Origin of the sequence: Nocardia crassostreae (assembly GCF_001613405.1) — a bacterium.
In the GTDB taxonomy this organism is placed as follows: Bacteria; Actinomycetota; Actinomycetes; order Mycobacteriales; family Mycobacteriaceae; genus Nocardia; species Nocardia crassostreae.
On the sequence record NZ_BDCH01000026.1, the window covers coordinates 1 to 22480 of the forward strand.

22 protein-coding genes and 4 pseudogenes are annotated in these 22480 nt (G+C 68.3%); 13 read left to right on the forward strand and 13 right to left on the reverse strand.

Annotated elements, in window-relative coordinates; translation table 11 throughout:
• Positions 1–39: 39 nt before the first annotated feature.
• On the reverse strand, positions 40–807 hold the full coding sequence (locus NC4_RS26470) for a TetR/AcrR family transcriptional regulator C-terminal domain-containing protein (protein ID WP_067543612.1): 768 nt from the start codon (positions 805–807) through the stop codon (positions 40–42).
• A gap of 119 nt (positions 808–926) precedes the next feature.
• On the opposite strand from NC4_RS26470, the gene NC4_RS26475 reads away from it, so the two are divergent.
• Together NC4_RS26475 and NC4_RS41790 are read left to right on the forward strand one after the other, a co-directional pair.
• Complete coding sequence (locus NC4_RS26475) at positions 927–1304, forward strand: VOC family protein (protein ID WP_067543615.1); 378 nt, start codon at positions 927–929, stop codon at positions 1302–1304.
• Positions 1305–1463: 159 nt separating this feature from the next.
• Entirely contained in the window at positions 1464–2063 is a 600-nt protein-coding gene (locus tag NC4_RS41790; protein ID WP_218021300.1) for an aggregation-promoting factor C-terminal-like domain-containing protein, read from the forward strand.
• Between the two features lie 13 nt (positions 2064–2076).
• On the opposite strand, the pseudogene NC4_RS26485 reads toward NC4_RS41790, so the two are convergent.
• Positions 2077–2909, reverse strand: a pseudogene (locus NC4_RS26485) (SDR family oxidoreductase).
• 110 nt (positions 2910–3019) lie between these two features.
• Here NC4_RS26485 and NC4_RS26490 point away from each other — a divergent pair.
• The 3 genes from NC4_RS26490 to NC4_RS26500 all read left to right on the forward strand — a co-directional run bounded on the left by NC4_RS26490 (position 3020) and on the right by NC4_RS26500 (position 4158).
• The gene (locus NC4_RS26490; protein ID WP_067543621.1) at positions 3020–3409 is read left to right on the forward strand and encodes a winged helix-turn-helix transcriptional regulator; all 390 of its coding nucleotides are present in this window, start codon (positions 3020–3022) and stop codon (positions 3407–3409) included.
• An 83-nt stretch (positions 3410–3492) separates the two neighbouring features.
• Positions 3493–3660 carry a sigma factor-like helix-turn-helix DNA-binding protein gene (locus NC4_RS26495; RefSeq protein WP_157555229.1) on the forward strand — a complete coding sequence of 56 codons (168 nt, stop codon included), beginning with the start codon at positions 3493–3495 and terminating at the stop codon, positions 3658–3660.
• A gap of 24 nt (positions 3661–3684) precedes the next feature.
• Positions 3685–4158, forward strand: a complete 474-nt coding sequence (locus NC4_RS26500) for a nucleoside deaminase (protein ID WP_067543627.1) — start codon at positions 3685–3687, stop codon at positions 4156–4158.
• 76 nt (positions 4159–4234) lie between these two features.
• Here NC4_RS26500 and lpdA read toward each other — a convergent pair whose 3' ends face one another.
• The 3 genes from lpdA to NC4_RS26515 all read right to left on the reverse strand — a co-directional run bounded on the left by lpdA (position 4235) and on the right by NC4_RS26515 (position 7076).
• A complete protein-coding gene (gene lpdA / locus NC4_RS26505; RefSeq protein WP_067543663.1) occupies positions 4235–5638 on the reverse strand; it encodes a dihydrolipoyl dehydrogenase in 1404 nt (467 codons plus the stop codon).
• A gap of 59 nt (positions 5639–5697) precedes the next feature.
• Complete coding sequence (locus NC4_RS26510) at positions 5698–6006, reverse strand: nuclear transport factor 2-like protein (RefSeq protein ID WP_067543631.1); 309 nt, start codon at positions 6004–6006, stop codon at positions 5698–5700.
• 71 nt (positions 6007–6077) lie between these two features.
• Complete coding sequence (locus NC4_RS26515) at positions 6078–7076, reverse strand: dipeptidase (RefSeq protein ID WP_067543634.1); 999 nt, start codon at positions 7074–7076, stop codon at positions 6078–6080.
• 85 nt (positions 7077–7161) lie between these two features.
• Between NC4_RS26515 and NC4_RS26520 the strand changes: the two genes are divergently transcribed.
• The 3 genes and pseudogenes from NC4_RS26520 to NC4_RS26530 all read left to right on the forward strand — a co-directional run bounded on the left by NC4_RS26520 (position 7162) and on the right by NC4_RS26530 (position 11419).
• The gene (locus tag NC4_RS26520; protein WP_067543637.1) at positions 7162–8190 is read left to right on the forward strand and encodes an AraC family transcriptional regulator; all 1029 of its coding nucleotides are present in this window, start codon (positions 7162–7164) and stop codon (positions 8188–8190) included.
• Between the two features lie 126 nt (positions 8191–8316).
• Positions 8317–9377, forward strand: a pseudogene (locus NC4_RS26525) (NADP-dependent oxidoreductase).
• Positions 9374–11419: a prolyl oligopeptidase family serine peptidase gene (locus NC4_RS26530; RefSeq protein ID WP_067543641.1), complete on the forward strand. Its 2046-nt coding sequence runs from the start codon at positions 9374–9376 to the stop codon at positions 11417–11419. The pseudogene NC4_RS26525 and the gene NC4_RS26530 overlap by 4 nt, the downstream one beginning before the upstream one ends.
• Before the next feature lie 15 nt (positions 11420–11434).
• Here the strand turns inward: NC4_RS26530 and NC4_RS26535 are convergent, their stop codons facing one another.
• The 4 genes and pseudogenes from NC4_RS26535 to NC4_RS43225 form a co-directional block, all read right to left on the reverse strand.
• Positions 11435–12295: an alpha/beta fold hydrolase gene (locus tag NC4_RS26535; protein WP_067543644.1), complete on the reverse strand. Its 861-nt coding sequence runs from the start codon at positions 12293–12295 to the stop codon at positions 11435–11437.
• A gap of 110 nt (positions 12296–12405) precedes the next feature.
• On the reverse strand, positions 12406–13038 hold the full coding sequence (locus tag NC4_RS26540; protein WP_245721939.1) for a TetR/AcrR family transcriptional regulator: 633 nt from the start codon (positions 13036–13038) through the stop codon (positions 12406–12408).
• A 443-nt stretch (positions 13039–13481) separates the two neighbouring features.
• Positions 13482–13838, reverse strand: a pseudogene (locus NC4_RS43220) (nuclear transport factor 2 family protein); the annotation flags it as partial.
• A gap of 18 nt (positions 13839–13856) precedes the next feature.
• The gene (locus NC4_RS43225) at positions 13857–14468 is read right to left on the reverse strand and encodes an RNA polymerase subunit sigma-70 (RefSeq protein WP_245721941.1); all 612 of its coding nucleotides are present in this window, start codon (positions 14466–14468) and stop codon (positions 13857–13859) included.
• Positions 14469–14579: 111 nt separating this feature from the next.
• Here NC4_RS43225 and NC4_RS26550 point away from each other — a divergent pair, with 111 nt between their 5' ends.
• Together NC4_RS26550 and NC4_RS26555 are read left to right on the forward strand one after the other, a co-directional pair.
• Positions 14580–14966, forward strand: coding sequence for a nuclear transport factor 2 family protein (locus tag NC4_RS26550; protein WP_067543650.1), 387 nt, complete (start codon positions 14580–14582; stop codon positions 14964–14966).
• Positions 14967–14998: 32 nt separating this feature from the next.
• Positions 14999–15469, forward strand: coding sequence for an SLOG cluster 4 domain-containing protein (locus NC4_RS26555; RefSeq protein ID WP_067543666.1), 471 nt, complete (start codon positions 14999–15001; stop codon positions 15467–15469).
• On the opposite strand, the gene NC4_RS26560 is transcribed toward NC4_RS26555, so the two are convergent.
• The gene (locus NC4_RS26560; RefSeq protein ID WP_245721942.1) at positions 15458–16096 is read right to left on the reverse strand and encodes an HAD family hydrolase; all 639 of its coding nucleotides are present in this window, start codon (positions 16094–16096) and stop codon (positions 15458–15460) included. The two genes, NC4_RS26555 and NC4_RS26560, sit on opposite strands and share 12 nt — an antisense overlap.
• A 116-nt stretch (positions 16097–16212) precedes the next feature.
• Between NC4_RS26560 and NC4_RS26565 the strand changes: the two genes are divergently transcribed.
• On the forward strand, positions 16213–17040 hold the full coding sequence (locus NC4_RS26565) for a GNAT family N-acetyltransferase (RefSeq protein WP_218021305.1): 828 nt from the start codon (positions 16213–16215) through the stop codon (positions 17038–17040).
• A gap of 60 nt (positions 17041–17100) precedes the next feature.
• Here the strand turns inward: NC4_RS26565 and NC4_RS41795 are convergent, their stop codons facing one another.
• Complete coding sequence (locus tag NC4_RS41795; RefSeq protein WP_218021301.1) at positions 17101–18417, reverse strand: EF-Tu/IF-2/RF-3 family GTPase; 1317 nt, start codon at positions 18415–18417, stop codon at positions 17101–17103.
• Positions 18418–18483: 66 nt separating this feature from the next.
• Positions 18484–19131: a GTP-binding protein gene (locus NC4_RS41800; RefSeq protein ID WP_218021302.1), complete on the reverse strand. Its 648-nt coding sequence runs from the start codon at positions 19129–19131 to the stop codon at positions 18484–18486.
• 428 nt (positions 19132–19559) lie between these two features.
• Between NC4_RS41800 and NC4_RS26575 the strand changes: the two genes are divergently transcribed.
• Positions 19560–19958 (forward strand): hypothetical protein, encoded by a 399-nt coding sequence (locus NC4_RS26575; protein WP_067543656.1) that lies wholly within the window; start codon positions 19560–19562, stop codon positions 19956–19958.
• On the opposite strand, the pseudogene NC4_RS44835 reads toward NC4_RS26575, so the two are convergent.
• A pseudogene (locus NC4_RS44835) lies at positions 19933–21378 on the reverse strand (MFS transporter). The gene NC4_RS26575 and the pseudogene NC4_RS44835 sit on opposite strands and share 26 nt — an antisense overlap.
• Positions 21379–21508: 130 nt before the next feature.
• On the opposite strand from NC4_RS44835, the gene NC4_RS26585 reads away from it, so the two are divergent.
• On the forward strand, positions 21509–22456 hold the full coding sequence (locus NC4_RS26585) for a sigma-70 family RNA polymerase sigma factor (protein ID WP_067543659.1): 948 nt from the start codon (positions 21509–21511) through the stop codon (positions 22454–22456).
• Positions 22457–22480: the final 24 nt, after the last annotated feature.

The window sequence follows — 22480 nt, forward strand, 5'->3', positions numbered from 1 at the left end:
GCGGCATAGCTGGAATTCTGCCCGCGCGCCGCGCGCGATCTACCGGTTTTCGACGAGGGCGGCCAAACCGTCCAGCACCCGCGCCAATCCGAACCGATAGGCGTGGTCGGCGTCGTACGCGCCGTCGTGCGCCTGACCCGCGACCGCGCCCACCCGCGCGGCCAGCGGATAGCGACCGGCGTCGAAGACACGCTCCAGGATGGGCGCGGCCCGCTCCCACCATTCGTGATCGCTCTCGCCGCTGTCCGCGGCGGCGCGTTCGGTGTCGATGGCAATGCGCGCGACCGAATTCACGAAGCCGAGCACATGGGTCAGCGCGGCGTCCATCTCCAGATCGCTGAGCCCGAGACCGTCGAAGGCATGCAGTTCGTGGTCGTACTTGACGGTCACGCCCGGGCCGAGCGGCGGCCGCGTGGTGGGCAGGTACGCCACCCACGGATGCGCGGCCAGCATGGCTCGATTCTCCGCGGCAATGGCGGAAACCCGTTCCCACCAAGACATTCCGGTGAGATCGGTGCGCGGCATGCGCTGATACACGGTATCGAGCATGAGATCGAGGAGTTCGGCCTTGCCCGGCACGTAGGTGTAGGTGGCCATGGGCGTGACCCCCAGCTTCGCCGCCACCGACCGCATGGTGAGCGCGGTGAGCCCCTCGGCGTCGGCGATCTCGATGGCGGCCGCGACCACGGCGTCCACGGTCGTGCGCTGCTTCGGCCCGCGCGCCCCGGCGCCCTGCCCGGGTTCGCGCCACAGCAACTCCAGGGTGCGCACCGGATCTCCGGCACCGCTTCGCTCACGTGCGCCCATGCCTCACCTCCACCCGCGATGGTATCGGCGTGACGACCGTCACAGTGCACCCTGCCAGGAATATCCGTACAAAGTATAGCGTACTTAGTACAGAGAATTCCGGCACCGAGGAGGAACACATGAAAATCACCGAATCCGCGATCTCCCTGAACGTGGCCGATCCGACCGCCTCGGCCCGCTTCCTCATCGACCACTTCGGCTTCGCCGAGAAGATGTCCGCCGACGGTTTCGTCTCCCTGACCCGGGACGACGCCGGGCTGAACATCATCTACCTGCGCACCGGGCTGCCGACCTTCAAACCGGCGAGCATTGCCTCGTCCGCCGGTCAGGGCCTGCTCGTGGTGTTCGTGGTCGAGGACATCGACGCCGAATACGAGCGGGTGCGCGGTGCAGGCGTGCCGATCGTGACGCCGATCGAGACCGAGCCGTGGGGCGAGCGCTACTTCCAGACGCAGGACCCCAACGGGATCGTCATCCAGCTCGTGCAGTGGGTGTAACCGGTCGCGGGACCAGTGTGAAACGCAGACGACTCGCCACGCCGACCGGCGCGGCGAGTTAGTAACTGGACGGTTCCGTCAGCTCTTAAATACTCTTCGTCCTGATTTTCGTGATCGCGTGACCAGCACTTATGCCCACAGCACACGAGAGGACAGGACATGCGGGGTCGCCTCGGATTGCTCATGGCCGCCGTCACGGCCGTGGCGATCGCGGCCGCCCCGCCCGCGCGGGCGGACGCCACCATCGATCCGGCGCTCATTGCGGCGCTGGCGGAGCTGACGCCCGAGGTCGCCGCGGCCCTGTCCGAAGTCCATCCCGGGCTGGGCGCGGCGCTGGCGGAGGCGACCACCGAAGCCGGATCGGCGGCCACCACGCTGAATCTGCTACTGGCCGACCCGCTCGTGGGCCGGGGCATGGCCCTCGTGCTCACCTCGGTTGCGAGCGCGCTCGAGCCCTCGTTCGACTATCCGCGCCCGATGCTGCAGGCCATTGCCGCCACCATCGTCCCGGCCGATCAGTGGTGGTCGTTCAATCAGATCATCACCCGCGAAAGCGGCTGGCGGGTCTTCGCGGTCAACCCGCACTCGGGCGCCTACGGGCTGCCGCAGGCCCTGCCCGCCCACAAGATGACCATCGAGGGGCCGGACTGGTTGTTCAATCCGCACACCCAGATTCGCTGGGCGTACCGGTACATGAACGAGCGCTACGGCAGCCCGAACGCCGCATGGGCGTTCTGGCAGGCGAACCATTGGTACTGAACCGGTTCGAGACTCAGCTCAGGATGGCGCGGAACGCCGCGAGGGCGGGCGTCGCGGGGCGGCCGAGCAGCTGCTCGAGGTGGCCGGTGTCGATATCGAGCACGCCATTGGCGATCCCGGCGTCGGCATCGGCCAGCACACCGGCGTAATCGGCGGGCAGGCCGGCCTTTTCGAGCGCGGCCGCGTAATCGGCCTGCGCCAGATCCTGATAGCGCACCGGCTTCCCGGCGACCTCCGAAACGGCCTGCGCCAGTTCGTCATAGGTGCGCCGCTCGCCGCCCAGCTCGTACACCTTGCCCGCGTGGCCGTCCGTGGTCAGCACCTTGGCCGCCGCCTCGGCGTAATCGGCGCGCGCCGCGCCCGCCACCCGGCCGGTCCCGGCCGCACCGTAGAGCACACCGCTCTCCGCCGCCTCCGCACGCCATTGGCGTAGTTCTCCCAGTACCAGTCGTTGCGCAGCACCACCGTCGGCACGGCCGCCTCGGTGCCACGATGCTCCTGGGCGAGGATCAGCGGATTGGTCTCGGCCTTGGGGATGCTGGTGTAGGCCAATAGTTCCACCCCGGCCCGCTCGGCCGCGCGAATCACCGTGGTGTGCTGGGCCACCCGGCTGCCGAACTCGTTGCCGGAGACCAGCAGTACCCGGTTCACGCCTTCGAAGGCCCGGTCCAGCGCGGCCGGGTCGTCGTAGCTCGCCTGCCGCACCTCCACCCCGCGCTCGGCCAGATCGGCGACCTTGGCGGGATCGCGGACCACCGCCACGACGGTCCCCGCCCCTTCCTTCAACAGCGCCTCGACCACGAGACGACCCAGCTGACCACTGGCTCCGGTGACTGCGACGGTCATGACTTCCTCCAGGTAGGTAAGGGAATGAACTGAACTCTTGGCATGTACTAACTAATAGTTAGCACATGCTATTCCTGAACCGCTACCTGGAAGTTAGGTAATCTCGACCCATGAGCACGGATTCGGCCTATGCCTCGGACCCCACCCTGGAGGCCGACGTCTTCGCCCGGAACTGCGCCTCCCGCCCCGTCCTGCAGGAGGTCGCGAGCCGCTGGGGCGTGCTCGCCCTGGCCGCCCTGCGCGACGGCCCCTACCGCTTCAGCGCCCTGCGCCGCCGCGTCGAGGGCATCAGCGAGCGCATGCTCTCGCAGACCCTGCAAACCCTGGAACGCGACGGCATGGTGCATCGCGAAGTGCAGCAATCCATTCCCCCGCACGTCGAGTACACCCTGACCGAGCTGGGCGCGCAGGTCGCCGATCAACTGGTCGGCCTGATCGAGATACTCGAAGCCAATATCGGCGCCATTACCGCGGCCCAGGAGCGGTACCACCGCGACTGACGCGTTCTATCCGTTCTCTATCGATCGGCTAGCAGTCTTCGGACAACTTGGTTCCTAGCCTCGATGCGGTGTCCAATGATCCGATGTCAGCGCTCAGCCCGATCCACCGCACCGTGTTGTTCATTCGCATCGGCCTCGGCTGGTCGGTGGAACGGTCCGCGGCGGCCATGGGGACCAGCCCGGACGCGGTGCGGCTCATGCAGCACCGGGCGCTGGAAAGGCTGCGCGAACAACTCGCCACGGCCGCCTGAGACCCGCTGGGTCACACTGGTCCGATGAACGACGACCTGCGCCACCTGGAACGCTGTATCGAACTCGCCACCGAGGCGCTCGACGCGGGCGACGAACCCTTCGGCTCACTGCTGGTCGCCGCGGACGGCGCCGTGCTCGCCGAGGATCGCAATCGGGTGGCCGGTGGCGATCACACGCAACACCCCGAATTCGCCCTGGCGCGCTGGGCCGCGCAGCATCTGACACCGGCCGAGCGGGCGACGGCCACCGTCTACACCTCCGGTGAGCACTGCGCCATGTGCTCGGCCGCGCACGCCTGGGTAGGCCTGGGCCGCATCGTCTACGCCGCCTCCACCGAACAGCTCGTCGGGTGGCTCACCGAGCTCGGCGTCCCGCCCGCGCCGGTGGCGCCGCTGACCATCAATCAGGTGGCGCCGAACGTGCCCGTCGCGGGGCCGTTCCCGGAGCTGACGCAGCGGGTGCACGCCCTGCACCGCCGCCTGCATACAGGCGACTGACAATACGAAACCGGCCCGGCGCCAGCGTTTTTCGCTGGCGCCGGGCCGGTTGCCGTTCTTCCCGGAGAGCGCCGGATCAGAAGTTGATCATGTGCCCGGCGAGGCCGTGGATGGCCTCCTGCAGGGCTTCGCTCAGGGTCGGGTGGGTGTGGACGTTGCGGGCCAGTTCATTGACCGTGAGGTCCCACTTCTGGGCCAGGGTCAGCTCGGGCAGCAGCTCCGAGACGTCCGGGCCGATGAGATGGCCGCCGAGCAGCTCGCCGTACTTGGTGTCGGAGATGAGCTTGACGAAGCCCTGCGCGTCGCCGAGCCCGTGCGCCTTGCCGTTCGCGGTGAACGGGAAGGTGGCGACCTTGACGTCGTAGCCCTCGTCCTTGGCCTGCTGCTCGGTGAGGCCGAAGGAGGCGACCTGCGGCTGGCAGAAGGTGGCGCGCGGCATCATGCGGTAATCACCCAGCGCCAGGGTCTCCGCACCGGCGATGGTCTCGGCCGCGACCACGCCCTGCGCCTCGGCGACATGCGCCAGCTGCAGCTTGGCGGTGACGTCACCGATGGCGTAGATGCCCGCCACATTGGTGCGCATGTAGTCGTCGATGGCGATGGCGCCGCGATCGGTCAGCTGCACGCCGGTGTTCTCCAGGCCGTAGCCCTCCACGCGCGGCGCGAAGCCGACGGCCTGCAGCACCTTGTCGACGGTGACGGTCTCGACAGCGCCGGTCTTGTTGTCCTTGATGGCGACGGTGACCTTGGCACCGTCGTCGTCGATGGACTGCACGGCGGCACCGGTGGTGATGGTGATGCCGAGCTTCTTGTACGCCTTGGTGATCTCCTTGGAGACATCGGCGTCCTCGTTGGGCAGGGCGCGGTCGAGGAATTCGACGATGCGCACGTCCACGCCGTAGTTCTTGAGGACGTAACCGAACTCCATGCCGATGGCGCCCGCGCCCACGATGAGGATCGAGCCCGGCAGGTCGCGGGTCATGATCTGCTCTTCGTAGGTGACCACATTGGCCGAGAGCGAGGTGCCCGGCAGCAGCTTGGTGACGGTACCGGTCGCGATGATCACGTTGTCGAACGTGATGTCCTCGGTGCCGCCCTTGGTGAGTGCGACCGACAGCGACTTGGGACCGGTGAAGGAGCCCTTACCGTCGAACTCGTCGATCTTGTTCTTCTTCATCAGGAAGTGGACGCCCTTGACGCGGCCGTCCGCCACCTTGCGACTGCGATCGAATGCCACACCGAAGTCGAAGCTCGCCTGGCCGGAAATGCCGAAGGTCTTCGCTTCCTTGGTGAAAATATGGGCCACTTCAGCATTGCGCAGCAGGGCCTTGGACGGAATGCAGCCCACGTTCAGGCACACGCCACCCCAGTATTTCTGCTCGACGATTGCTGTTCGCAGGCCGAGTTGAGCGGCACGAATCGCAGCGACATAACCGCCGGGACCAGCGCCGAGAACGACGACATCGTAGTGGGAAGTCACGGTGTCGAGCCTAACCCCGCTGTCCAGATCGCACTCAGCCATCCCCCGCCTCCGTGAGATCAGGCTTGGCCGGTCTCGAATCGGCTGATGAGACCGTCGCGGACGGTGAAGCGCCAGGCGGTGCGCATGGCGCCCCAGCGGTCGTTGCTGTAGTCGGCGACGAACTCCGTGGGGCCGGAGACCGATTCGACCTTCATGCGGCCGTTGGTGGAGAAGATCTCCGAATCGGTCCACTGGGCGAGGTTCCGGTCATTGCCGTCGTCGCTCATGGTCGCGTCGTCGGTCAGCAGCTTGAAGAAGGCGTCCTTGTCATTGGCGTTGAGGGCGTCCACGAAGTTCTGCACGGTCGGATCGAGCTGTGCGGTCATGCGTTCCTACCTCTCGGTCGGTGAGCGGCACACGGACAGCGAACAACCGGTGTCGAGTCTATCCGTGCTGCTCAGTCCCGCCAGACCTGGCGCGCGACCCGGGCGAAGTTGCCGCCGAGGACGGCGGCGCGGTCGGACTCGGAGAACCCGCGGCGGGCCAGCGCGGCGTTCAGACCGGGCGCTTCGGATTCGGTGAAGAGAGCCTCCGGCGGTGTCCACTGCAATGGACCCCAGCGGGTGTAGTCCTCGGAGAAGTTCTCCGGATTCTTGGCGATCTCCTCGTTGAATTCGTCACCGTCGAAAGAGAAGTCGGAGCCGACGCCGATGTGCTCGACGCCGACCAGATCCGCACCGTAGGCGATGTGGTCGGCCATGGCCTCGACGCGTGCGGCGTGATCTCCGGGTTTGTTGTGCCCCAGGAAGATTCCGACGCCATTGATGCCGATGACGCCGCCGGTGGCCGCGCAGGCGCGAGCCTGGTCATCGCTGATATTGCGCGGATGCGCCCACAGCGCGGCGAAATTCGAGTGGCTGTAGATCATCGGGACGCTGGTGATCTTCGCGATGTCCAGGCCGGTGCGGCGCGAACAGTGCGAGCCGTCGGCGAATACGCCGACCTCGTTCAGCTTCCGGATCAGATCGCGGCCGTAGCCGGTGAGGCCGGTGTCCTCGGTGTCGAGACAGCCGCAGCCCGCCGCATTGGCGTGGTTGTAGCTGGGTAGCAGCGACCGCACGCCCAGGTCGTAGAAGAGCTCGACATTGTCCAGATCGCCGTCGAGGGGATTGGAATCCTCCAGGTCGAAGGCGAGCGCAATGGCGTCATCGGGTTCCGCACCCGGATCGGGCCAGGCATCGGCGAAGGTCTCCACCAATCGGAATCGCCCGTCCGCCAAGGCATCCCGGCGGAACGCCTCCACCAGATCCACCGAATCCCGGGTGGACTGCGGCGAATACCCCACATTCACCGACAGATACGAGCCGCTCGGATATCGCGCCAACTCCGTGGTGTCCGCCGACGGCAGCAACGGCAGGCAGCAGTGCTGCTCCCACAGTCTGGGCTGGTGCGGCACGCCGGGACCTCCTCGATCGGATCGGCATCGAACCAGCAATCCTACTGAGCGGAGTCCACCACGGCCGCTCACTACTGTTGGTCGAGTGGAACAGCTCGACGGCACCGTCTCGACGCACCTCATCCGCCTGGTGCGCGATGCGGCGCTGCGGGCGGGGGTGCCCGCCGCGCACCTGGCCACCATCGCGGGCACCGACGACGCCACCCTCACGGGCGAACTGAACCGCATTCCGCTGACGTCGCTGGTTCGCCTGTGGGAGTTGATCGCCCACACCCGCTCCGGCCCCGGCGCGGGTCTCGCCGTGGTCGCGGACGCTCCCCTCGGCACCCTCAACACCCGGGACTATCTGGTGACCACGGGCGCGACCCTCACCGACGCACTGCAGGCGGCCCAGCCCTACCACCGTCTGGTGACCGCCGCGGGCGAGGGCTTCGACCTGCACGCCGACGGCGATCTCACCGTCGGCTACCGCACCACCGCGGGCGACCCGGCCGTGGCGGCCGTCGTCAACGAGTACGTTCTCGCCTACTACCTGCGCCGCGCCCGCGAAGCCACCGGCCGCCCTGTCCACCCGAAACGAGTCACCTTCGGACACCCCGCCCCCGAGCATCACGCCGATCTGGCCGCTGCCTTCGGCACCGACAACATCGAATTCGACGCTCCCGCAGACTCGATCACGTTCGACGCGACCGACGCCCTCGCGCCCCTGCACCGCCCGGCCCCGACCCTGGGCCGACTCCTGCGCAGCCACGCGGACCTGGTGCTGGCCAGTGCCCGCCCGATTCCCGACTCACTGGAGCCGTTCCGCGCGGCCCTCACCCGAGCCCTGGCCGCAGGGGACCTCTCCCTGGCCGCAGGGGACCTCTCCCTGGACGCCGTGGCCCGCCACCTGCTGACCAGCCGTCGCACCCTGCAACGCCAGCTCGCCGACCACGGCACCACCTGGCGCGAAGAAGTCGACCGCGCCCGCTACGAGCAGGCCAAATCTCTACTGGCCGAAGGCCGTTCCACCACGACCATCGCGGCCCGCCTCGGCTTCGCCGACGACCGCGCCCTCCGCAAAGCCTTCCACCGCTGGACTGGCGCCGCCCCCACCCACCACCACACCCCCTGACCGGCAGGTGGCGCCGGAGGACCGGGTGGTGGCATCGGCGGACCTGGGAAGGGTGACGCACGGGCAATAACGTCATGGACATCAGGTCGGGCGAGCCGATCTGGATGACGAAACGGATTGTGTGTCATGGCAACTCAGATCAAGACCGGTCGCGAGATCCAGTTGGCGGCACGGCCTGCGGGGGTGCCGACGGGCGAGAACTTCGCGCTGGTGGAGCGGGCGCTGCCGGAGCTCGGCGAGGGGCAACTCCTGGTGCGGAACACCTGGATGTCGGTGGATCCGTACATGCTGGGACGGATGGACGACAAGCCGTCGTACATTCCGCCGTTCCAGGTGGGTACGGCCCTCGAAGGATCCGCGGTCGGGGAGGTGGTCGAATCTCGTTCGGCGGCAATCCCGGTCGGGACCACGGTGTCGCATTTCGCGGGCTGGCGGGAATTCGCGGTGATCGATGCCGCCACCGCTACGCCGATCGATACGGCGCTGGCCGCGCCGGAGCATTATCTCGGAGCGCTGGGCACCACCGGGCTCACCGCGTGGGCGGCGCTGACCGATGTGGCTCCGGTCCGCCCCGGGGATACCGTGTTCATTTCCGCGGCGGCCGGTGCCGTCGGCAGTGTGGCTGGGCAGATCGCGAAGGCACTCGGGGCAAGCCGGGTAATCGGATCGGCCGGTGGCCCGGTCAAGACCGCGCTGTTGCGGGACGAATTCGGGTTCGACGCGACCATCGACTATCGGGCCGGGGATCTGGCGGGGCAGTTGGCGGCGGCGGCCCCGGAGGGTATCGACGTGTATCTCGACAGCGTCGGCGGCGAACATCTGCGGGTAGCCGTTGAGGCTATGCGGCAGCACGGGCGGATCGCGCTCGTCGGCGCGATCAGCGGGTACAACGGCGCGGCGGGTGCGCAGACGCCGGATCTGTATCTGGCCGCGACCAAGGAGGTCACGCTGCGCGGCATGCTCGTCAGCAGCTATTTCCCGCAGTTCGGCGAGTACATCGGCAAGGCGGAGGGTTGGCTGGCCGACGGCACGCTGCGCACCCGCGAGACCGTCTACGAGGGGCTGGATCAGGCCCGGCGGCCTTCCTCGGGGTGCTGTCGGGAGCCAATACCGGCAAGATGCTGGTTCGCCTCGGGTGCACGCCGGTCCCCGGGCGGGCACCGCGTCGGCAACAATGTGGGACATGACCGGTGTCGGGGAGAACGAAGACCAGTACCTGTGGCTGGAAGAAGTCACCAGTGACCGCGCCCTGGATTGGGCGCGGGCGCACAACGAGGTGGTGATCGACCGGTTCGCGTCCTCGGACCGGTTCACCGACCTGGAGTCGCGCATTCTGGCCATGCTCGACACCGATACCCGCATTGCCTATCCGGGCCGACGCGGTCGCTGGCTGTACAACTTCTGGCGCGACGGCGACCACGCCAAGGGCCTGTGGCGGCGCACCACCTTCGCCGAGTACGCCAAGGACGAGCCGGAGTGGGAGGTGCTGATCGATCTGGACGCCCTGGCCGCCGCGGACGGCGAGAACTGGGTGTGGGGCGGCGCGGCCGTGCTGCGGCCGGAACAGTCGCGGGCGCTCATCAGCCTCTCGCGCGGCGGCGCGGACGCCAAGGTGGTGCGCGAATTCGATATCGACACCAAGGCTTTCATCACGCCCGAGGACGGCGGGTTCTTCCTGCCGGAGGCCAAGTCGGAGATTCGCTGGATCGATATCGACTCCGTCTATGTGGGAACGGATTTCGGCCCGGGCTCGCTCACCGATTCCGGCTATCCGCGCATTGCCAAGCGCTGGCGGCGCGGCACCCCGCTGACCGAGGCGGAGACCGTCTTCGAGGGCGAGGTCTCCGATGTCGCCGTCTCCGCCGGTTACGACCGGACCCCGGGCTACGAACGGCATTTCGCCGGTCGCGCCACCGACTTCTTCAACGAGGAGGTCTTCCTCCTCGAATCCGACGGCACCCGCCGCCATATCGACGTCCCCACCGACGCCTCCGAATCCTGGTACAAGGATTGGCTGCTGGTCCGCCTCAAGCAGCCGTGGGAGATCGGCGGCGCCACCTATCCGGCGGGCGCGCTGATCGGCATGAACTTCGAGCGATTCCTTGCCGGTGCACGCGATTTCGACACCCTGTTCACGCCCGACGCGCACACCGCCCTGCACGGCTACGGCTGGACCGAGAACCACCTGCTGCTCATCACCCTGGAGGATGTGCAGACCAGATTGCACGTCCTCACCCCCGGCCCGGACGGCTGGACCCGCGAGGTGCTCGCCGACGCCCCGCCCATGGCCACCACCAGTGTCATGAACCTCGACCCGCTCGAGGGCGGCGACGAATTCATGCTCTCCACAAGCGGTTTCACCAGCCCCACCACCTTGATGTCGGCCTCCGTCGGCGGCGCCACCGAGGTGTTGAAGAAGGAACCCGAATTCTTCGACGCCGCCGGGGTGGAGACCGAGCAATTCTTCGCGACCTCCGAGGACGGCACGCAGATCCCGTATTTCGTCATCCGCCACCGTGATCGGAAGGGTCGACCCGGCCCCACGGTCATGTCCGGCTACGGCGGTTTCGAGGTCTCCCGCACCCCCGCCTACAGCGGCGCGTCGGGTATGGGCTGGCTGGAACGCGGCGGCACCTGGGTCATGACGAATATCCGCGGCGGCGGCGAATACGGCCCGGAATGGCACACCTCCGTCCAGAAGGCCAACCGGCACAAGGTGTACGAGGATTTCTCCGCCATCGCCAAGGATCTCGTCGCGCGCGGCATCACCACCCACGCACAGCTCGGCGCGGTCGGCGGCAGCAATGGCGGCCTGCTCATGGGCGTCATGCTCACCCGCTATCCGGAATTGTTCGGCGCCATCGTCTGCCAGGTGCCGCTGCTCGATATGAAGCGCTATCACCTGCTGCTGGCGGGCGCGTCCTGGATCGCCGAATACGGCGACCCGGACAAACCAGAGGAATGGGAGTACATCTCGAAGTACTCGCCGTACCAGAACACCGATCCGGACCGGGCCTATCCGCCGATCCTGCTCACCACCTCCACCCGCGACGATCGCGTCCACCCCGGGCATGCCCGGAAGATGGCCGCGCTCTTGGAATCCCAGGGCCGCGACATCTGGTACTACGAGAACATCGAGGGCGGGCACGGCGGCGCGGCGGACAACAAGCAGTCCGCCTTCCAGGCCGCGCTGATCTACGAGTTCTTCGCGAACACTCTAATCGAGTAGCCCGGCACGGCCGGATCAGCGGTCGCGCAGCCACTTCTCGACGTAGTCCACCGTCGACGTGGGATCGCTGATCCAGCCGTTGTGCCCGAGCGGGGCCGGATTGTGCCAGGTGGTGATGTCGGCATCGGGCAGCTTGTCGAGCAGGTGCCGGGCCGAACCGGGCGGGGTGAGATCGTCACCGGCCAGGGTGATCGACAGCACCGGCAGTTTCAGCCGCGAGATGCGCTCCTCGTAGTCGATATCGGCTCCGGCGGGCTGGAATCGGCCCGAGCGGGCCAGGCGCGCCCAGTCGGAGATGAGGACCTTCGACTGCCGCCCGAAACCGCCCGCGGTGATCATGTCGCCGGGCCAGAATCCGGCGAGGTTGGCGGTCAACGAGATTGCGGCGCTGCCCAGCAGGAAGCCGGGCGCGGCCAGCCCTTTGTAGCCGCGGTGATACGGCGTCCCGGAGGCGACCAGAATGAGCCCGCCCAGCCTGCCGCGAATGCGCGAGGCGTACATGACGCCCAGCTGCCCGCCCATGCTGTGGCCGAGCAGATACGGCGTGCTGTCCGGAAACCGTTCCCGCACTACCGAGAACATGGCCGGGAAGTCCACGGACACCAGCTCCTGATAGCCGTACGCGCTCGACGGGCTCGGTTTCGGCTCGCTGTCGCCGTTTCCGCGCAGTTCCAGCAGCGCCACATCGAAGCCCCGTGCCGCCAAGGGTATTCCGAACAGCGAATAGAACTCGCCCGGTACGCCCAGCCCCAGCACGATCACCACCACGGGTCGCGGCGCGTCCGGTGTGATGGCATGCCGATGCGGGCCTTTCGCCGGAATCAATCGCACCGGGACGGTCGTCCCGTCCGGCATCTGAATCGGCACAGTCTCCATGCCGCGCACGCTACCCCCGCACATGAGGCCGCCGTCGGCGCGACACCACGAAGTGGATGCCGGTGCGGCCGACGGCGGTTGGCGGATATCGGACAGGCGAGCGGCGGAGCTCAGGCGCTGACGGCGCCCATGATGATGCGGCGGAGCACGTGGATGACGTCGTCCAGGGGCGGGCGCGGATCGGAAACGCTCCAGGCGTCGACGACGTAGTTGACCGCGCCGATGATGGCGAGCACGCGCATTTCGTAGTCACCGGGCGGGATTTCGCCGTGCATGGCGGCATCCTCCGCGGCGCTGGCGAGTAGCGCGCCCCAGGCGCGGCGCAGCTCCAGGCGGAACTTCTCCACCTTCGGTCCCGCGCCGACGACTTCGACGAGCGCCACCCGCGCCTTGCGGGGATCGCGCCCGATGGACTCGATGTAGGCGCGGACCGCCGCATCGATGATGTCGATCGTGCTGGCGTCGGAATGCTCGGCGATGGTGGCCGCCACGGCTTCCCGCGATTCGCGGTCGATCTGTTCGTACAGCTCGAGTAGCAGCGATTCGCGCCCGGTGAACTCCTCGTAGAACTGCCGCGAGGAGAGTCCGGCGTCCTTGCAGATGGCGCCGACGCTGCTGTTGGCGTAGCCGTCTCGCGCGAACACCGTCAGCCCGGACTCCAGAAAACGCACACGACGCTGCCGTTGCCGGTCTTCTACGGGCTGCCCGGCGTACATTCTTCCCGCGTTCGTTTCCTGTGACATTGCGCCAGACAATACCGAAGGGCCCGATCCCCTCGTCATGGATCGGGCCCTTCGTTTGCACCTCCGACATACCGCGCGATAGCCGAAAGTTGGCTCAGTGTCTCGAGCAGCTCCAACGCAGCCGCGGGCGGTCATTCAAGGCAGGGGTACCGCCCGGGTTCGGAACGCGGGTCCGGGGGGAGACCCTGGGTCCGTTGTCGCATTAGCCCGAAAGTCACTGATCATTTGCCATCCATCACGATACAGAGCTGGCGAACCGGACGGAACAGTTTTGCAGGATTAATTTAGAATATATTCGGCGTGTCGCGATGCGCGAACCAACTGGTTGCCCAACTGCGACGACGGCTCTCGGCCCGCCACCGGGACCATACCGAGGCCGCCACCGCCCGCGAAGGTTTTCGAGGAAAGAACTAGAACTTTTACAGGCGGCCGCCGGAGCGTCTCTACCTGCGCGTTCGCGGGAGTTCCGCGGTCAATCCGAAGCCGGGGAAGACCCCGGCGACCGGGAAGTGGGTAATGGCCGCGATGCGCTCGCCGGACAGGGTCAGCACCATCATTCCGCTGGCCCGGAACTCCGGCGCTTCCGGCCGGATCGAATAACTCGCGAACGCGGGCTGGGTATTGGCGCGAATCGGCAACAGCCGCACCGGAAATCCATTCCGGACAATCGGAATCGCGTGCAGGAAAGCGGCAATCGCCTCGGGTCCGCGATATGCGTGCGGATACGGCGGCATGGTGAGCCAGGCGTCATCGGTCAGCAACTCGACCACACCGCGCACGTCCCGATTACTGAATGCCTCCGAAAAACGCTGTGTAAGTTAGTGTTCGGCGGACGATTCGGGTTCCGGCGGCCGCGCGCCCGGCGCCCGGAGCGAATCCAGGGTGGCGCGCGCCCGTTGCAGCGCCGCCTTCACCGCGGCCGGACTGGTGCCGAGCAATTCGGCGACCTCCGCCCCGGAGAACTCCAGCACCTCGCGCAGCACCAGCACGGCCGCCTGCCGCGGCGGTAGCTGCTGCAACGCCACAATGAATGCCAATTCCACCGATTCCCGGCTCTGATAACGCTTTTCGGGGTCGGCGTCGAGCAGATCGTCCGGATACGGCTGCAACCACCCGATCTCGTCGCGCACGGTGGGCTCGGGCACCTCGAAGAGCAGCGGCCACACCGGATGCCGCCGCGCGGTGCGCAGCACGTTCAATGCCCGATTGGTGGCGATCCGGTACAGCCAGGTCCGCACCGAGGACCGCCGCTCGAACTCCCCCAGCCCCCGCCACGCGGCCAGCAGCGTCTCCTGCACCACATCCTCGGCATCCTGCAGGGAGCCGAGCAGCCGGTAGCAGTGCAGTTGCAATTCCCGCCGGTAGGGCTCGGTGAGTTCGCGGAACGCCCGCTCGTCCCCCGCGCAGGCCGCCGTGAGCGCCTCGGTCATCACCCCATCCTGACACCGCCCGCCGACATCGGCGCGCCGACACCGGTCCGTTCCCGCTCCCGCCGGTGTCTGTACCCATGACACCCTTCCCACTCTTTCGGAGGTAACGACATGTCCACGCACACCGCCGCGACCCGGGTCGCCCTGGCCTACTTCGACGCCTGGACCGGCCACGATATGGACAAGGCCATGACCTACATCGCCCCGGACATCGTCTGCGACGCGCCCTACGGCCGGATGGAGGGCGCGGACGCCTACCGGGCCTTCGTCGCCCCGTATTCGGACATCCTGCGGAGCGCCGCCATGCTGGCGGTGTTCGGCGACGAGAACACGGCCCTCGTCATGTACGACACCGCCACCGAGACCGTGCCCAGCGCGCCCAGCGCCGAACTGGTGACGGTCGAGAACGGGCTCATCACCAAGAGCCGCTTCATCTTCGACCGCCTGCCCTTCCAGGACGCCCGCGCCGCGCGCGCCGCTGCCGCCGCGCCGAGCTGATCCCGCCCGTCCGCCGCGTACCCTGAATGGCCATGGCGGCCATTCAGGTCGCGGTCTGCGGGCCGCGCGACTGCACCGATACCGACGCCGAAGTCGGCCGACTATTGGCCGAGGCCGGGGCGACCGTACTGTGCGGCGGCGGCACCGGCGTCATGGCCGCGGTGGCCGAAGGCGCCTCGCGCGCAGGCGGTTTCGTCGTCGGCGTGCGGCCCGACAATGATCGCGCGGGCGCGTGTGCCGGGCTCTCGGCCGTGCTCTACACGAATATGGGCGAGGCGCGGAACGCCATTCTGGTGGCCTCGGCGGACGCCGTCATCGTCATCGGCGGCTCCTGGGGCACGCTGTCCGAACTGGCGCTGGCCAATCACCGGCGGCGGATTCCCATTGTGTCCCTGCGGGGTTGGCGCATTCTCGATGCGGAGGGCAGGCCGGTGCCCGCGTCGATCGCCGCCAAGGATCCGCTCGAGGCCGTGACGCTGGCGCTGGATCCGCTACCCCAGTAGATGGCGCGCGAGCCAGGCCGGGAACTCGGTGAGATCGGTGAGCACCACATCCGCGCCCTCGGCCGACAGCTCCTCCGCCGCATAGGGTCCGGTGGTCACCGCGACCGCGAACGCGCCCGCCGCCTTCGCGCCCCGGACATCGCCGAGATGATCGCCCACGAAGATGGACGCACCGTGCTCGCGCAGCACCGTACCTTTCTCCTCCGCCCAGACGCCGCCGACCAGATCGTCCACCGCCAGGCCCAGATGATCGACGTGCAGTTGCGCCTGCGGGCCGTTCTTGGCGGTGATCACCAGCACCCGGCCGCCCGCCTCGTGCACGGCCGCGATGGCCGCGACCACACCCGGCAGCAGACCGGACGGGTGCACCGCGAGATCCGGGTACAGCTCGCGATAGCGGGCCACCACGGCGGGCACCTGCTCCTGCGGGAACCACTCGGCGGCCTCCTGCGCCAGCGGCGGACCCAGGCGCGACACCACCAGTTCGGAGTCGATCGGCACGCCGGTCTCGGCGGCGACCGCGTCCCAGACCGCCGCAATGCCGGGGCGGGAGTCGATGAGCGTCATATCCAGGTCGAATCCGACGACGGGTCCGTGCGAGCCGTTTCCGGGTTGATCATGAGCCACCCCCCGACCCTACGTTCGCCGCGCCGTACATCGCGACGCGCCTCCCCGGGCATATTCGCTGGCTGCGGGCAGGTCCCCGGCATACCCTCGGACGAATGACCGATGGCCGCGAATCCCTGTTCTGCAGCACCGAACTCGCCGCCCGCCCCGAAGGCGCCGAAACAGAGTTGATCATCGCCGGTAGCGCCGCGGCGGCGGCCCGGCGGCCGGACGGGGGCGGATTCACCATCCCGATCGCGGGCGGCGTGGCCGCCTACGCGGAGGAAGGCGCCCCCCTCGACAAGGTGGCCGGGCTCGGGTTCGCGGGCGTACCCGACCCGGCCGAGCTCGACGACATCGAAGCCCGGTTCGCCGAGCGCAAGACCCCCGTCCAGATCGAATTGGCGCACCTCGCCGATCCGGCCCTCGCCGCGCTCCTCACCGCGCGCGGCTATCGCCTCCTCAATTTCGAGAACGTCCTCGGCCGCGCCCTGCTCGACGATCCGGAGCCCGTGCATCCCGAGGGCGTCGAGATCCGCCCCAGCGAAGAGGGCGAATTCGACCTCTGGATCGATATCGCCGCCGAAGGCTTCGCCCACCCGGACACCCAGGGCGTCGCCTCCCACGAGGAATTCCCCCGCGACATCCTCGCCAATGCCATGCGCGATATCACCGCGGCCACCGGCATCCAGCGCTTCCTCGCCTACCGGAACGCCGAGGTGGCCGGTTGCGCCAGTATGCGCATCTCCCGGGGCGTGGCCCAGCTGACCGGCGCGACCACCCGCCCCGCGCACCGCCGCCACGGCATCCAATCCGCCTTGCTCGCTACGCGTCTCGTCCTGGCGAAGGCAGCCGGATGCGATATCGCCGTCATCACCACCCAGCCCGGCTCCAAATCCCAGCAGAACGCCCAGCGCAGCGGCTTCGATCTGCTGTACACCCGCGCCATCCTCGTCAAGGATTGACGCGAGCCCCCGGCACCGGTGGCGGACCGATCCGTGGATCGGCCCGCCACCGCGCGTACCTCACCGCGCCGGTCCCAGCGCGTAGCCCTGCGGCCGGGTGGTGAAGGCGCCGCGGCCCTGCGTGCGGCTGCGCAAACGGGTTGCGTAGCCGAACAATTCGGCGAGCGGCACGGCCGCCGTCACGACCGCGGTCCCGGCGCGGGTGACCGAGCCGCTCACCCGGCCGCGCCGGGCGGCGAGGTCGCCCAGGACCGCGCCGACGAACTCCTCCGGCGCGGTGACCGTCAGTTCCACGATCGGTTCCAGGAGAGCCATGGCGCTGGTGCGCAAGGCCGCTCGCAGACCCAGGCGGCCCGCGGCCCGGAACGCCAGCTCCGAAGAGTCCTTGGAGTGCGTGGCGCCGTCGGTCAGGGTGATCCGCACGCCGGTCACCGGATGACCGTCGAGCGGGCCCGCGACCAGGGCGTCCCGGCACCCGGCCTCGACCGCGCGGACGAACTCGGGCGGCACCCGGCCGCCGACCACGGTGGAGCGGAACTCCATACCCGTGGTCCCGGGCTCGCCCAGCGGTTCCACATCGAGCACGATATGCGCCCACTGGCCCGCGCCGCCGTCCTGTTTGACGTGCCGGTACACCAGGCCCGACACCCCGCGCACGACGGTCTCGCGGTACGCCACCTGCGGACGGCCCACGCTCACCGCGATCCCGCGATCCCGGCGGATCTTCTCCACCGCCACCTCCAGATGCAGTTCGCCCAGCCCGGACAGCAGCGTCTGACCGGTCTCGGCATCGGTGCGGACCACCAGCGAGGAGTCCTCCTCGGCCAGTCGGGCCAGCGCCGTGGCCAGGCGTTCGGTATCGGCATTGTCGCGGGCCTCCACCGCCACCGACACCACCGGATCCGCCACCATGGGCGGCTCCAGCAGCACGACCGCCGCCGGGGCGCACAGTGTCGCGCCGACGCGCGCCGCCTTCGGACCGACCAGGGCGACAAGGTCACCGGCCACCGCCGACTCCACCTCCTCGTGCCGGTCGGCCTGCACCCGCAGAATCCGCGACACCCGTTCGCGCCGCCGTGTCCCGGCGTCCAGCACGGTGTCGCCCTTGCGCAGCACACCGGAGTACAGGCGCACGAAGGTGAGCCTGCCGGTGTTCGTGGCGTGCACCTTGAACACCAGTGCAGCAAGGGATTCCGCGGGATCCGCGGCGAGTTCGAAGTCCTCGCCGCGCACCGGCGGCCGGTCCAGCGGAGACGGCAGGTACGCGACGACGGCATCCAGCAGCGGCTCGACCCCGATATCCCGATAGGCCGCGCCACACAGCACCGGCACGATCTCCCCGGTCAGGGTGAGCGCGCGCAGCGCGGCGGCCAGCATCGCGTCCGACAGCGCCGACCGCGTGACGAATTCCTCCAGCGCCGCCGAATGCCGTTCCGCTACCGCTTATTCCAGCTCCTTCCGACCGAGCCGCGCCGCCTCGGCGAGCTCCTCCGGAATCGGAACCACGGTCGGCGCGCCCGCTTCCCAGACGAGAGCGCGCATCCGCACCAGGTCCACCACGCCGGTGAACCCGGCCTCCGCACCGATCGGCAGCTGCACCGGCACGGCGGCCGGATGCAGCCGCGTCCGGATGGACGCCACCGCCGCGCCGAAATCGGCTCCGGCGCGATCCATCTTGTTCACGAACGCGATGCGCGGCACGCCATAGCCGTCGGCCCGTCGCCACACGGATTCGCTCTGCGGCTCCACGCCCGCCACCGCGTCGAATACGGCGACAGCCCCGTCGAGCACGCGCAGCGATCGCTCCACCTCATCGGAGAAGTCAACGTGGCCGGGCGTATCGATCACGGTGAGCCGATGGGCATTCCATTCACACGCGACGGCGGCCGCGAAGATCCTGATGCCCCGCTTCCGCTCCTGCGCATCGAAATCGGTGACGGTGGTGCCGTCGTGCACCTCCCCGTGCTTGTGAATAACACACGCCAAGAACAGCATTCGCTCGGTGACGGTCGTCTTCCCCGCATCCACGTGCGCGAGAATCCCGAGATTGCGAACTACGGCAAGGGATTGACGAGAAACATTGGTACGCACAGTCTTAGGTCCTTCGTGCTGATCCGGAACAGAACAGCGCGATTCCCGGAGGACGCCGCAACAGCGGCAGCCCGATCCACCCGGGATCGGGAACAGCGAATCGCCCGGGTACTCAGTACCGGCCGCGCAGCCGGCACCGGACCGGCGAAGACACCAGAATCACCTCGAACCGCGAGCGGGCGGCCACGGCGGCGTAACGATCACGCATCACCGGCTCCCTTCTGGTTCGAGTCACAGATCGCGAGCCCCGGTGGTCGAGGCCCGCGATCGCCACAGTAACAACCGAGTCCTACAGGCGCACCGTATTTTCCGGCGGCCGCGCGCTGTCAGCGGACATGTCAGCGCGGTGGCAGTGCGCTGTCAGCGCGGCAGGCGAATCTTGCTTCCGTCACCAAGACAGACACCCCGGATTCGAAGGAGAAACCCTCATGACCATCACCGTCACCCTCACCGACCAGGACAAGGCCACCCTGCGCACCGCCGCCTACGGCGCCGTCTCCCTGATCTCCGCCACCGGAGCCGCGCACAAGGCGTCCGTCGCCGGTTCCATCGCCCTGACCTCCGCGACCGGTCTGGTCGGGCACGTGCTCGCCGCGAAGGCCAGGGACATCAAGCTGACCGTCAAGAATGTCGCCCAACTCGCCGATCAGGTGCTGCCCGCCCTGACGGCCGCGGTGGGCCTGCTCCAGCAGCAGGATCCCAATGAGGCCGAGAGCTTCCGCACCACGGTTCTCGTCGCCGTCGACGCCGCCCTCCACTCCGGCAAGGGCGGCCCGGCCACCATCGAGATGGCTCGCAAGATCACTGCGGCACTCGACGCCGCGTGACGGGCTCGGGCAACGCGGCCGGGCGCTGCCTCCGCAAGGGAGGCAGCGCCAAGGCCACGGCCGCGCCCAGCAGCGACAGCGCCGCGCCCACCGCGACCGCGGGAACGAATCCGGCCACGAAATCGGCGGGCGAATCGTAGCCGCCGGTACCGGCGAAAACCGCTACCGCCACGGCGATTCCGAAGACCCCGCCGAGTTCGCGCATCATGCTGTTGGCGCCCGCGGCCTTGCCGATGGCGCCGTGCTCGACCGCGCCGACCACCGCGCTCTGGGCGGTCGGAATCGCCATGGACACACCGATTCCCGACAGCACCAGCGGCGGTACCAGTGCGCTGTAGGACATTCCGGGATCGGCAATGAGCGCGATCCAAGCCATGCCCGCCGCTTGCAGCGACAGGCCCGCCGCCATGATCGGCCGCTCACCGATGCGATCCGCCAGCGCACCCGCGATCGGGGCGCAGCAGAACAAGGTCAGCGTCCACGGCAGCAGGCGCAGCCCGGCGCCGAGCGGGCCGTAGTGGAAGACGAGCTGCATGAACTGGGCGTAGAAGAACACCGCGCCGAACAGGGCCGCGAAGGTCAGGAAGATGGCGGTATTGCCCGCCGCGAAACCGCGCGAGGTGAACATCCGGATGGGGAACATCGTTGTGCGGGAACGGGATTACCATATGCCGAAGGCGACGATCAACGCCATGCCGCCGATCAGCGTCAGCAGTACCTCGGGGGACGACCACCCGGCGATATTGCCGCGCACCAGGCCCCACACCACCCCGAGCGCGCCACCGGTGATCAGCAGTAAACCCGTACCGTCCACCTCGGTATCGGAACCATGGCTCTCCGGAATCCGGGTCAGCGCCAAGGGAATCGCGAGCAGGCCGAGGGGCACGTTCACCCAGAAGATCCACTGCCACGACAGGCCCTCGGCAATGGCTCCGCCGACCAGCGGGCCGCAGGCCACCGCCAGACCAGTCACGCCCTCCAGGATTCCGATCGCGACACCGCGCCGCTCCGCGGGGAACGCCGCGCTCACCAGCGCCAGCGCGAGGCTCATGATCAAGGCCGCGCCGACGCCCTGCACCACCCGCGCCGCGATCAGCGCGCCCACCGAGCCCGACACCGCACAGGCCGCGGAACCGGCCACGAAGATACCGAGACCGACGGCGAACATGCGGCGGCGGCCATAGCGGTCGCCGAGCACGGCGGCCGTGATCAACAGGACCGCGAAACTCAGGTTGTAGCCGTTGACCGTCCATTCCAAGGTTGCCAGGGAGGCATCGAGATCCGCCCGGATGGTGCCGAGCGCGGTCGCGACGACCAGGGTGTCCAGCGCCGCCATCATGGACGCGATGGCGCCGAGCGCGAGCACCCAGCGCTGCGTCGCCCGCGAAACTGTCGGTGTACTCACGAGATTCCTTCCCATCGATCGGATCTGCACAGATACCGACCGCCGGGCGGTGGAAAGTCATCGATCGCGCACCGATGACTTCCGGTCACACCCCCGGTCCACATAGGAGGGGGCCGTGCCGTGCCCCCGGCCGAAAGGACCGCGGATGATCGATACCGACGAATTCGCCGCTCGCACCACGCCCTACCGGCGGGAACTGCTGGCGCACTGCTATCGCATGCTCGGCTCGGTCGACGATGCCGAGGATCTGGTGCAGGAGACCATGCTGCGGGCCTGGCGCGGGTACCGCGATTTCGAGGAGCGCGCCTCGATGCGAACCTGGCTGTACCGCATCGCCACCAATGCCTGCCTCAACGCACTCGCACACGGCAGCCGACGGGTGCTGCCCTCCGGGCTCACCGGTCCGGCCACCAACCCGGAAAGGATCGGCACCGACGCCGACACGATCCCCTGGCTGCAACCCATGCCGGATGTCCTGATCGAACCCGAGACCACCGATCCGGCCGCCATCATCGCCGCCCGCCACGATATGCGGCTCGCGCTCATCGCCGTCTGGCAGCAGTTACCGCCCCGGCAGCGGGCCGTGCTCATCCTGCGAGATGTACTGCGCTGGAAGGCCGGAGAGGTCGCCGAACTGCTCGGCACCACCCCGGCGGCGGTCAACAGCACCCTGCAACGCGCGCACGCCACCCTCGCCGATCGCAAGACCGAGGAAGCACTGATCACCGAACCCGATGATCCGGCGGTGCGGGCAATCCTCGACCGATGGGCCGCGGCGTTCGAGAACTTCGACACCGATGCCCTGGCCGATCTATTGAAGGCCGAGGCCATCTGGGAGATGCCGCCGATTCGCGAATGGTTCACGGGCCGGGCGACGATCATCCGATTGATCACCACCCAATGCCCGTCGCAGGCGGGCGGCGCGCGCATGATGCCGATACGCGCCAACGGCCAACCGGCGTTCGCGCTCTATATGAAGGGCGAAGCCCATTCGATCCAGGTGCTGACGGCGACGCCGACGGGCATCGCCAAGGTCGTGGCATTCCATGGATTCGAGCGATTCGAGCCGTTCGGGCTGCCTAAAACCCTGTGAAAACGCCAAAACCCCCCAGCCGAA